The 11,284-nt window shown below is 71.1% G+C and carries 10 protein-coding genes and 1 pseudogene; 1 reads left to right on the top strand and 10 read right to left on the bottom strand.

Translation table 11 applies throughout. The annotated features are described in order from the left end of the window. Window positions 1-1,343, top strand: a 1,343-nt coding sequence (locus tag AC1D15_RS07610; RefSeq protein WP_477825517.1) for a GDYXXLXY domain-containing protein, incomplete at its 5' end; no start/stop codon positions are given. Here AC1D15_RS07610 and AC1D15_RS07605 read toward each other — a convergent pair. From AC1D15_RS07605 to AC1D15_RS07560, 10 genes and pseudogenes are all read right to left on the bottom strand, one after another. Continuing rightward, window positions 1,340-1,780, bottom strand: coding sequence for a MarR family winged helix-turn-helix transcriptional regulator (locus AC1D15_RS07605; protein ID WP_465110718.1), 441 nt, complete (start codon window positions 1,778-1,780; stop codon window positions 1,340-1,342). The two genes, AC1D15_RS07610 and AC1D15_RS07605, sit on opposite strands and share 4 nt — an antisense overlap. Beyond that, on the bottom strand, window positions 1,780-2,520 hold the full coding sequence (locus AC1D15_RS07600) for an ABC transporter ATP-binding protein (RefSeq protein WP_477825516.1): 741 nt from the start codon (window positions 2,518-2,520) through the stop codon (window positions 1,780-1,782). The genes AC1D15_RS07605 and AC1D15_RS07600 overlap by 1 nt, the downstream gene beginning before the upstream one ends. Window positions 2,521-2,523: 3 nt before the next feature. Continuing rightward, window positions 2,524-4,290, bottom strand: coding sequence for a branched-chain amino acid ABC transporter ATP-binding protein/permease (locus AC1D15_RS07595; protein ID WP_477825515.1), 1,767 nt, complete (start codon window positions 4,288-4,290; stop codon window positions 2,524-2,526). Beyond that, window positions 4,280-5,317 carry a branched-chain amino acid ABC transporter permease gene (locus tag AC1D15_RS07590; protein ID WP_477825514.1) on the bottom strand — a complete coding sequence of 346 codons (1,038 nt, stop codon included), beginning with the start codon at window positions 5,315-5,317 and terminating at the stop codon, window positions 4,280-4,282. The genes AC1D15_RS07595 and AC1D15_RS07590 overlap by 11 nt, the downstream gene beginning before the upstream one ends. A gap of 16 nt (window positions 5,318-5,333) precedes the next feature. After that, window positions 5,334-6,473, bottom strand: a complete 1,140-nt coding sequence (locus AC1D15_RS07585) for an ABC transporter substrate-binding protein (protein WP_477825513.1) — start codon at window positions 6,471-6,473, stop codon at window positions 5,334-5,336. After that, window positions 6,470-6,922, bottom strand: coding sequence for an acyl-CoA thioesterase (locus AC1D15_RS07580; RefSeq protein WP_477825512.1), 453 nt, complete (start codon window positions 6,920-6,922; stop codon window positions 6,470-6,472). The genes AC1D15_RS07585 and AC1D15_RS07580 overlap by 4 nt, the downstream gene beginning before the upstream one ends. Continuing rightward, window positions 6,919-8,769, bottom strand: a complete 1,851-nt coding sequence (locus AC1D15_RS07575; protein WP_477825511.1) for a feruloyl-CoA synthase — start codon at window positions 8,767-8,769, stop codon at window positions 6,919-6,921. The genes AC1D15_RS07580 and AC1D15_RS07575 overlap by 4 nt, the downstream gene beginning before the upstream one ends. Beyond that, window positions 8,766-9,539 carry a crotonase/enoyl-CoA hydratase family protein gene (locus AC1D15_RS07570; RefSeq protein WP_477825510.1) on the bottom strand — a complete coding sequence of 258 codons (774 nt, stop codon included), beginning with the start codon at window positions 9,537-9,539 and terminating at the stop codon, window positions 8,766-8,768. Before AC1D15_RS07570 ends, AC1D15_RS07575 begins: the two co-directional genes overlap by 4 nt. Before the next feature lie 80 nt (window positions 9,540-9,619). Then, window positions 9,620-10,864, bottom strand: coding sequence for a benzoyl-CoA 2,3-epoxidase subunit BoxA (gene boxA / locus AC1D15_RS07565; RefSeq protein ID WP_477825509.1), 1,245 nt, complete (start codon window positions 10,862-10,864; stop codon window positions 9,620-9,622). Window positions 10,865-10,871: 7 nt separating this feature from the next. Then, window positions 10,872-11,284 (bottom strand): annotated as a pseudogene (locus tag AC1D15_RS07560) (benzoyl-CoA 2,3-epoxidase subunit BoxB); the annotation flags it as partial.

Raw genomic sequence — 11,284 nt, 5'->3', positions numbered from 1 at the left:
TCGTCGAGCAGCTCGCGGTGCCGGGGCTGATCGTCGGCGGCGGCGCGCTCGCCTTCGGGCTGTTCCGCGACCTGCCGGATGCCCTCGCCTTCGCGACGCTCGGCACGGTGGCGCTCGCCGTCGCGGTGCTGGTGCGGGCCGATTGGCTGCGCGCGCTGCTCGGTGCACTGGCGGCGGTGATGCTGGCGCTCGCACTGGCGATCGACCCGTGGCGCGGCTCGCACGCCACGCGCCTCGGCGTGTTCTGGCTCGCATGGCACGGCTGCGCCGCGGCCTGGGTGGCTGCGCATGTGCTGGTGCGCCGCATCGCACCGGTGCACGCCGCCGTCGTCGAGCCGCTCAGTGCCGGCTGGCTGCTCGCGACGCTGTGCGGCCTCGCGTGGTGGGCCGGCATGACCTTCCTGGTCGGCGCGAACCTGACCGGCTTCGCAGGCGATGTGGCTCGCAGCGTCGATGACGGCCACCGCTGGATCGGCTCGCTGCAGCAGGCCGCGTCGCTGGCGCTGGCCGTCGCGGGTGCGCTGTGGGCCGCGCATCGCTGGCCGGGACTGCGGCAGCCGTGGCTGGCCGGCGTGGCCGCGGTGCTCGCGCTGCTGGCCTGGCTGATGCCCACGCTCGGCGCGGTGCTGCTGGCGCTCGCGCTGAGCGCGACCACGCGGCGCTGGCGCCTGGCCGCCGCGGCCGGCGTGGCCGCGGCCTGGATCATCGGCGCGTTCTATTACCAACTGGCCTGGCCGCTCGCGCACAAKGCCTTGCTGATGGTGGCGGCCGGCGCGGTGCTCGCGTTGCTGGCGCGCTGGGGCAGGCCGCGGCGCGAGCCGAGCGGGATTGCAGCACGTGCCGCAGCCCCCACCGGGCCGCAGCGCTGGGGCATCGCCGTCTGCGCCGCTGCCGTGCTGGGGGTCGCGAACCTCGCCATCTGGCAGAAGGAATCGCTGATCGCGCACGGCCAGCCGGTGTTCATCGAGCTCGCGCCGGCCGATCCGCGCTCGCTGATGCAAGGCGACTTCATGCGGCTGAACTTCCGCCTGCCGGCCGCGCTGGAGCAGGGCCTCGACGACGACCTGCTGCGCGCACAGCGACCGCATGCGGTCGCGCGGCGCGACGGGCGTGGCGTGCTGGTGCTGCTGCGGCTCGACAACGGCACGCCGCTCGCGGCCGACGAACTGCGCATCGAGCTGACACCGAAGGACGGCCGCTGGATCCTCGTCACCGATGCCTGGTTCTTCCGCGAAGGCGAGGCACAGCGCTGGTCGGGGGCGCGCTTCGGCGAGTTCCGCGTCGACGACAGCGGGCGGGCCTTGCTGGTCGGGCTGCGCGGGCCGGAGTTGCAGCCGCTCTAGCCGGCGCCGGCCGCGACGCGCATCAGCAGCCGGATCAGCGTCCCACGCTCGCGCGCCGACAGCACCGCCAACGCGTCGTCCTCCATCGTCGCGGCGATCTTCTCGGCGCGCGCCGTCAGCTTGCGCCCGGCCGGCGTCAGCTCGATGCGCTGCGAGCGCCGGTCGTCGCTGCAGCGCACCCGCTGCACCCAGCCGCGTTCGACCATGCGGTCCAGCGTCACCGCCATGTTCGGTGCCGACACGTCGAGCGCCTGGCCGAGCTGCTTCTGGTTCACGCGCTCGTTGGCCGCCACCAGCACCAGGATCGAGAACTCCACCGCCTTCAGCTCCAGCGGCCCGAGGTGGCGCACGAACGAGCGCTTCAGCTGCACCGAGGCCCGCGTCGCCGCATAGCCGACCAGGTGCTCCAGCCGCGAGGTGTCGAGCGCCTCCACCATCAGCGGGGTCCGCTGGAGCGCGCCGCGCCGAGGTAGGTGTCGATCACGCGCGGGTCCTGCGCCAGCTCGCCGGCCGGGCCTTGCAGCACGATCTCGCCCATCTCCAGCACGTAGGCATGGTCGGCCACCTCCAGCGCGGCGCGCGCGTTCTGCTCGACCAGCAGGATCGTCACGCCGGTCGCGCGCAGCGCGGCAATGGTGCGGAAGATCTCTCGCACCACCAGCGGCGCGAGGCCGAGGCTCGGCTCGTCGAGCATCAGCAGCGAGGGCTCGCCCATCAGCGCGCGGCCCACCGCCAGCATCTGCCGCTCGCCGCCCGACAGCGTGCCGGCCAACTGGCCGCGCCGCTCCTGCAGGCGCGGGAACAGCGCGAACACCCGCTCCATCGCGTCGCGTGCGGCTTGCGGCCCACGCTGCCGCAGGCGCCACGCGCCGAGTCGCAGGTTGTCCTCGACCGGCATGCTGCCGAACAGCGCGCGGGTCTCGGGCACGAGGGCGATGCCGCGGTCGACGCGTGCTTCGAGTGGCAGCGCGTCGATCGCATTGCCCTGACATTGGATGGACCCGCGCGACGGCAGCACGCCCATCAGCGCATTCAACAGCGTCGATTTGCCGGCGCCGTTCGGGCCGATCACGGTGACGACGCTGCCCGCTGCGGCCTGCAGCCGGATGCCACGCAGCACTTCGGCGCGGCCGTAGCCGGCGTGCAGGTCGATAACGTCGAGCATTGGAGCCGCCATCGTTCAGTGCTCCGTGCCCAGGTAGGCCGCGCGCACCGCCTCGCTCGCCTGCACCTCGGCCGGCGTGCCCTGCATCAGCCGCGTGCCGAACTCCATCACGACGATGCGGTCGCTCACGTCCATGACCAGGTCCATGTCGTGCTCGACCAGCAGGATCGACAGCCCCTCGGCGCGCAGCTGCCGCAGCACCTCGGCCAGCGCCCGCTTCTCCTGGTGGCGCAAGCCGGCGGCCGGCTCGTCCAGCAGCAGCAGCGACGGATCGGCGCTCAGCGCGCGCGCGATCTCCATCAGCCGCTGCGGCCCGAGTGCCAGGTTGCCAGCCAGTTCGTCGGCGCGGTCGGCCATGCCGATGCGTTGCAGCTGGCGCTCGGCCTCGCGCAGCAGCCGGCGCTCCTCGTCGCGGTCCAGCCGCAGCATCGCCGCCAGCATGCCGCGCCGTCCGCGCCGGTGGGCACCGAGCGCGACGTTCTCCAGCACCGTCATCTCCGGCACCATCTTCACGTGCTGGAAGGTGCGTGACACGCCGCGCCGTGCAATGCCACGCGACGGCAGCCCGTCGATGCGCTCGCCGCGCAGCCGCACCTCGCCGCGCGTCAGCGGCAGCACGCCGCTCACCAGGTTGAAGGTGGTCGACTTGCCGGCGCCGTTCGGCCCGATCAGCCCGACGATCTCGCCGGCCCGCACCTGGAAGCTCACGTCGTTCACCGCGACCAGCCCGCCGAACTCCTTGCGCACCGACTGCACGTCAAGCACCAGCTCGCCGTGCGGCGGCCGCGCCGCTTCGGGCAGCGGCTGCGCATCGGCCCAGTCGCGCTGGCGCACGCGCCGCGGCAGCCGTGCGACGACCGCGGCCCACAGCCCGTCGCGCGCGTACTGCAGCACCCCCACCAGCAGCACGCCGAACACGATCACCTCGTAGCTGCCGCTGCCACCGAGCAGCCGCGGCAGCAGCACCTGCAGCTGGTCCTCCAGCAGCTTGACGACGGCCGCGCCGGCGAGTGCGCCCCACACGTGGCCGACGCCGCCGATCACCGCCATGAAGAGGTATTCGATGCCCATCTTCAGGCCGAACGGCGACGGATTGACGCTGCGCTGGAAGTGCGCGAACAACCAGCCCGACAGGCTCGCCAGCAGCGCCGCGAGCACGAACACCGCGACCTTCGCGCGGAAGGTATCGATGCCCATCGCCTCGGGCATCGTGCTGCCGCCCTTCAGCGCCCGCAGCGCGCGGCCGCTGCGCGAATCGAGCAGCTGCGTGGCCGCCAGCGCCGCCAGCAGCACCAGCGCCCACAGCAGGTAGAAGAAGCTGCGGCCGGTGTTCAGCGGCAGGCCGAAGAACCCGATCGGCACGATGCCGAGCAAGCCGTCGTAGCGGCCCAGCGCCTCCAGGTTGCCGAACAGGTAGTACAGGCTCAGGCACCAGGCGATGGTCGCGAGCGGCAGGTAGTGGCCCGACATGCGCAGCGTGATCCAGCCGAGCAGCAGCGCGGCGAGCGCCGTCAGCGCGAGCCCGCCGAACACCGCGAGCCACGGCGACCAGCCGAGAGTCAACGTGAGCCATGCACTGCTGTACGCGCCGAGGCCGACGAATGCCGCCTGGCCGAACGAGGTCAGTCCGGCGATGCCGGTCAGCAGCACGAGGCCGATCACGACCAGCGCGTACAGCCCGATGTAGTTCAGCTGCGTGATCCAGAACTCCGGCACCGGCAACTGCGGCAGCAGCGCCAGCACAGCGGCGAACGCAACGAGGAACCAGCTTCTACTCGTCATCGGATTCGCCGTGCGTGAAGCTGCGCCACAGCAGCACCGGCAGGATCATCGTGAAGACGATCACCTCCTTGTAGGCGCTGGCCCAGAACGAGCCGAACGATTCGAGCCAGCCGACGAACAGCGCGCCGGCCGCCGCGCCCGGGTAGCTCGCGAGCCCGCCGAAGATCGCCGCGACGAAGCCCTTCAGGCCGATCAGGAAACCGGTGTCGTAGAACATCGTCGTGGTCGGGCCGATCAGCAGGCCCGACAGCGCACCGATGAAGGCCGCGAGTCCCATGCTCCAGCGGCCGGCGCCGTCGGTCGAGATGCCCATCAGCCGCGCGCCGAGCCGGTTCACTGCTGTCGCACGCAAGGCCTTGCCCTGCAGCGTGCGCCCGAAGAACAGCCACAGCCCGACGATCAGCGCGGCCGAGACGAAGAAGATGATCAGCGCCTGCCCCGACAGCATCAGCGGCCCGGCGCGAAAGCGCTCGTCCCAGAAGCTCGGGTTGCGAAAGCCCTCGGCGCCGAAAAACAGCAGGCCCAGGCCGGTCAGCGCGAAATGCACGCCGACCGAGACGATCAGCAGCACCAGCACCGACGCGTCGGCCAGCGGCCGGTACGCGAGCCGGTAGACCAGGGGCCCGAGCGGCGTGACGATCGCGAGCGTCAGCAGGCTTTGCAGCAGCAGCGGCAGCTGGCGCGGCGCGGCCCACAGCGCGAGCAGCGTCACCGCCGCCGGCACGGCCAGYGACCGCCCGGCATCGCGCACGATGCGGCCGGCGGCCCGGCCTTCGCGCGCGGCCGCGACCGCATCGCGCAGCGCCGCCAGCACGGCCAGCGCGGCCAGCAGCCACACCGTGCCGGGCAGCTTGCCCATCTGCAGCATCGCGAGCGTCAGCGCGCCGTACGCGACGAACTCGCCCTGCGGGATGAAGATCACCCGCGTGACCGCGAACACCAGCACCAGCGCGAGCGCCAGCAGCGCGTAGACCGCACCGCTGGTCGCGCCGTCGAGCAGCAGGATGCCCGCGATCGAGAGGTCCATCAGCGGCAGATCAGCGTCACTTGACGACTTCCCAGTCGCCGTTGACGACCTTCAGCAGCACGCCGGTGTCGGGCGTGAAGCCGAAGTGATCGGCCGCGGTGTAGTTCAGCACGCCCTGCGACACCGGGATGCGGCCGGCCGTCTCCAGCGCCTCCTTCAGCGCGGCGCGGAATTCCTTCGTGCCGGGCCTGGCCTTCTTCAGCGCCATCGGGATGATCTTCTCGAGCACGATCGCCGCATCGAACGCATGCGCGCCGAACTGGTTCGCGCTCTTCGCACCGAACGCCTTCTCGTACTGCTCGATGAAGCGCATGCCGATCGCCTTGCTCGGGTTGCTGTCGGGCAGCTTGGGCGCCACCAGCGCCGGGCCGGACGAGACGAACGAGCCTTCGACGTCCTTGCCGCCGACGCGGATCAGGTCGAGCGTGGCCGCGCCATGCGTCTGGTAGATCCTGCCCTTCGGGTAGCCGCGCTCGACCAGGCCCTTGTGCGGCATCGCCGCGCCGCTGCCCGAGGCCGCGATCAGGATCGCATCCGGGTTCGCGCCGACCAGCTTCAAGGCCTGGCCGGTGATGCTGGTGTCGGCCCGCGCGAAGCGCTCGACGCCGACGCTCTTGATGCCGGCCGCGGTGGCCTGCGCGGTGATGTCCTTCAGCCAGGCCTCGCCGTACGCATCGGCGTAGCCGACGAAGCCGAAGGTCTTCACGCCGGTCTTCTTCCAGTGCTCGACGATCGGGATCGCCATCACCGCGGTCGACTGCGGCAGCCGGAAGGTCCAGGCACCCTTGCCCTCGGGCAGCGGGATCGGCGACAGCGCCAGCTGCACCGTCTGCGCCTCGGCCGCCACGTCCGACATCGCGATCGCGATCGGCGTCGCCGACGAACCGACGATGAGGTCGACCTTGTCCTCGGTGACGAAGCGGCGCGCGTTCTTGACGCCGACGGTCGGGTCGGTCGCGTCGTCGAGCACGATCACGTTGAGTTTCTCGCCGGCGATCGTCGCGGGCCACAGGCTGATGCCGTTCTTGCTCGGAATGCCGAGCGCCGAGGTCGGGCCGGTCAGCGGGACGCTGACGCCGATCGTCACGTCGGCCTGTGCGCCGGCCGCGAGGGTGGCCAGCGCGGCAGCGGCCAGCCAGGTCTTCAGGTGCTTCATGGGGGTGTCTCCGTTCGGGGTCGTGATGCTGCCTGACACAGCGCGCGGATGTCATCCGGCACTGCCATGGACTTCAGTTTTCCGGTGGCATCGCGGGTCACGAAGATGCGCGTTTCGCGGCCCTCGCAGACCAGCTCGCCGTCGCGCATGACGCGGTGCAACTGCACGAAGGCCTTGCCGTGCCAGGCCTCGATGCAGGTCTCGATCTGGATCGTCTCGCCGTAGGTGACCGACTGGATGAAGCGCGTGTGGATCTCCAGCAGCGGCGTGCCGACGATGCCGCGCGTCTTCTCGAGCACGCGCCACGGCGGCACGCCGCATTGCATGAAGAACGACAGCGAGGCCGCATCCATCCAGCGCGAGAAGTTCGGGAAGAAGACGATGCCGGCCGGGTCGCAGTCGCCGAAGTTCACGGCGACGGTGTGCGTGGTGGTGCGGGATTCGCTCATGCGCGTGCGGGGACGAAGAGGCCGGGTGCGCTGCCGGCGTGCAGTTGCTCGACGAGCGCGGCCCGACAGGCCAGCACCGCGCGCTGGTTGATCGATCCCTTGTCCGTGACCTCGCCCCGGTCGATCGCCGGCGGCTCGGCCAGCAGCAACGCACGGGCGACGCGCGTCGCACTGCCGGTGCCGGTGTCGTGCAGCGCGTCGAGCCAGTGCTGGAAGAACGCACGCACCGGCGGTGCGGCCAACACCTCGGCGAGCGGCGCATCGGCCGGCAAGCCCGCGAGCACCCGGCAGCGGTCGGCGCGCGGGAACACCAGCAGCCCGATCTCGTTGCGGTTCAGTCCGGTGACGACCACGTCCTGCACGCACGGGTCGCCGACCGCGATCGCGCGGGCGCGCAGCGGGCCGACCGACACGAAGGTGCCGGTCGCGAGCTTGAAGTCCTCGGCGATGCGGCCGTCGAACGCGAGGCCGCGCTGCGGGTCGGCCGGGTCGACCAGGCGCACCGCATCGCCGCTCGCGTAGAAGCCTTCGTCGTCGAAGTGCGCGGTGGACGGCAGGCGCCAGTAGCCCGGCGCGACGTTCGGCCCGCGGTAGCGCAGCTCGGCCTTGTCGCCGCTCGGCACCAGCTTCAGCTCGATGCCCGGTGCCGGCAGGCCGATGTGGCCGGAGCGCACGTCGCCGCCGTTGGCGCAGATCGCGAACGGCGCGGTCTCGGTCATGCCGAGCCCCGTCAGCATCCGGATGCGTTCGCCGCAGGCAGCCTCGGCCAGCCGGTCGAGCTGGTCCCACACCGGCTGCGAGAGCCCGGCGCCGGCGAAGAAGAACATCTGCACGCGGCTGAACAGCGTGTCGCGCAGCGCGGCGTCGTGCTCCAGCGCGTTGGCGATCTCCTCGAAGCCCTTCGGCACGTTGAAGTAGACGGTGGGTGCGATCTCGCGCAGGTTGCGCAGCGTGTGGCCGATCAGCGCCGGCGTCGGCTTGCCGTCGTCGATGTACAGCGTGCCGCCGTTCCAGATCGTCAGCCCGACGTTGTGGTTGCCGCCGAAGGTGTGGTTCCACGGCAGCCAGTCGACCAGCACCGGCGGCGTCTCGCCGAGGCACGGGAAGCACTGCAGGATCATCTGCTGGTTGCTGCACAGCATGCGCTGCGTGTTGATCACACCCTTGGGCGCCTGCGTCGAGCCGGAGGTGAACAGGATCTTCGCGATGGTGTCGGGGCCGACGCGGGCGTGCGCCTCGTCGACCGCGTCGGTGGGCGTCGTCGCGAGCAGGTCGGCGAACTGCAGCGCATGGCGGCCCTCGACCGCGCCGGTGGCGAGCGTGAGCGGTGTTCCGGCCGGCAGCGCCGCATCGATCGCCCGCGCGTAGGCGCTGCCGTTCGCGGCGAACACCAGCCCCGGCGTCAGCGCCCCGAGGATGTGGCGCAGCTTCGCATGGTCCTGCGACAGCAGCGAATAGGCCGGCGAGATCGGCGCGCACGGCACGCCGGCCCACATCGCGCCGAGCATCAGCAGCAGGTGTTCGAGGTCGTTGTCGGAGAGGATGGCCAGCGGCCGCTCAGGGCCGAGCCCGATGTCGAGCAGCGCCTGCGCGATGCTGCGCGCGCCGTGCACCGCATCGCGGTAGCTCAGGTGCCGCCAGATGCCTTGCGCGTCGCGCTTCGCGGCGAGCGTGCGGTCGGGGGCCTTCGCGGCCCATTGCTGCAGGCGATCGGTCAGGCGCAGCGGGTGCGGCAGCAGCGGTTCGGTCGATGCGATGCGCAGGCTGCCGTCGTCACGCGGCGTGAAGCGTGCGGAGAGCGAGCCGCCGAGCGCCACCCGTCGATAACGAGGCAGCGCGGTGCTCATGACTTCGCAACCTTGCCGGCCTTGCCGTCGAGGAAGTCGCGCATGCGCTGCTTGGCCGCATCGTCGGCCTGCGCGATCGCGGCCATCAGCGATTCGGTGAACAGCCCGGCCGCCTGGCCCTGCTCGGCGATGCGCGGCAGCGCGTGCATCACCGCGAAGTTCGACAACGGCGCGTTCGACGCGATCTTGCGCGCCAGCTCGAACGCGGTCGCGAGTCCCTGCCCGTCGTCGACCAGGTACTGCGACAGCCCGATGCGCTGGCCTTCCTCGGCATCGTGCACGCGGCCGGTGAGCATCATGTCGCTCATGCGGGCGACGCCGATCAATCGCGGGATGCGTGCCGAGCCGCCGCCGCCGACAAACAGCCCGCGCTGGCCTTCGGGCAGGCCGTAGAAGCTGCTGCGCTCGGCGACGCGGATGTGCGCTGCGCTCGCGAGCTCGAGCCCGCCGCCGACCACCGCGCCGTGCAGCACCGCGACCACCGGCACACGGCCGAACTGGATCTGCTCGAAGGCGGCATGCCACGAGCGCGAATGCAGGATGCCTTCGGCGGCGCTGCGCTCCCCGAGCTCCGACAGGTCGAGCCCGGCGCAGAAATGCGTGCCCTCGCCGCTCAGCACCACGGCGCGCACGCCGGCATCGAAGCCGGCGAAGGTGCGCTGCAGCTCGGCGATCAGCGCATCGTTCAGCGCATTGCGCTTGGCGGGGCGCGCCAGGCGCACGTGGGTGACCGGGCCGTCACTCGAAACGTTCAACAGGGAGGTGCTCACGACCGGAGGTGGTTGAAGCCTGGATGGTTATGAGTCTTAAGCAAATGGCCGCCGGTCACAGCAGCAAATACCCGTACACCTCAATACGTCTCGACGTGGAAGCGCCCCTCGTCCACCAGCCGCTGGTGCAGCAGCGGCCAGTCGAGCCCCGCCCCGGCGCAGATGTCGGCCAGCGCGTCCAGCACGCCGGTCTCCATGCCCTTCAGCCCGCACAGGTAGAGGCAGGTGTCGCCGCGCAGCAGCAGGGCAATGTCGGCGGCGCGCTCGCGCATCAGGTCCTGCACGTAGCGGCGCGGCTGCCCCGGCACGCGCGAGAACGCGAGCGAGGTGTCGATGAACGAGGCCGGCAGCTTGGTCAGCGGCCCGAAGTACGGCAGCTCCTCCGGCCGGCGCGCGCCGAAGAACAGCATCAGCCCGCCGTAGACCGGCTTGCCCGCCGTCATCAGCCGGCGCCGGTGCTCGGTCATCGCCCGCATCGGCGCCGCGCCGGTGCCGGTGCACACCATCAACAGGTTCGAGCCTGCATGGTTGGGCATCAGGAAGCGGTCGCCGAACGGGCCGCAGACCTGCACCGTGTCGCCCTTGCGCAGGTCGCACAGGTAGTTCGACGCGACGCCGTGCACCGRCCGGCCGTCATGGTCGCTCGTGACCCGCTTCACCGTCAGCGACACGTTGTTGTAGCCCTCGCGCTCGCCGCTGCGCGGGCTCGCGACCGAGTACATGCGCAGGTAGTGCGGCTTGCCGGCGCCATCGACGCCGGGCGGCACGATGCCGATCGACTGGCCCTCGAGCAACGGAAAGAACTGCGTGCCGAAATCGAGCACCAGGTGGTGGATGTCGCCCTCGGCGTCGGCCGCGGTCAGCCGGAAGTTGCCGGCCACCGTCGCCTGCACCGGCTTCTTCAGCGTGTGCAGGTTCAGGTAGGGATGCGCGGCCGACCACGGCGGCCGCGGCGAGCTGGGCGACACCGCGGCGTTCGCCTGCGGCGGCACCTCGGACGCGGGCGACACACCCACGCCACCGCCTGCCTCCGCCGGCGCCTGCGCGAGCGCCGGCACCTCCTGCTTCGGCGGCAGCTCGTCCCAGCCGAACTGCGCCTCGATCGAGTAGGCCGCCGCCTTCGGCACCGGGTGCCAGTGGTCGATGCTGCCGGTCGGGCACGGCGACACGCAGGCCTGGCAGCCGTTGCAGATGGCCGCATCGACGACGTAGTTGCGGTCGTCGTGCGTGATCGCGTCGACCGGGCAGGTCTCCTCGCAGGTGTTGCAGCGGATGCAGACCTCGGGGTCGATCAGGTGCTGCTGGATGAAGACGACCGGTTCCATCACATCCTCAATTGAAGCGCACGTACTCGAAGTCGACCGGCTGCTTGTTGATGCCGATCGGCGGCGGCGCGATCCAGTTCGCGTACTTGCCGGGCTCGACCACGCGGCCCATCAGCGACGCGACGTAGGCACGGTCTTCCTCGCTCGCGAGCCATTCGCGCACATGGGCCTGCCATTCGATCTCGCCGATCACCCGGCCATCGGGGCTCACGCGCAACCCGGCGAAGCTGCCGATGTGGCGATTGAACGCCTTGTGCGGCACGCTCAGCCGGAACGCGATGCCGGCCTTCTCGATCACCTTGTTCCAGCGGTTCACGCCGGCCGACGAGTCGCGGATGTAGTCGTCGCGCAGCACCTCGTTCAGCGCGTTGAGCATCGGCACCTCCTTGTCGACCAGCACGCCGTCGCGCACGTCGAGGA

This window comes from Rhizobacter sp. P2_H2, assembly GCF_056403375.1.
This window is presented reverse-complemented; position numbering and strand designations above follow the sequence as displayed.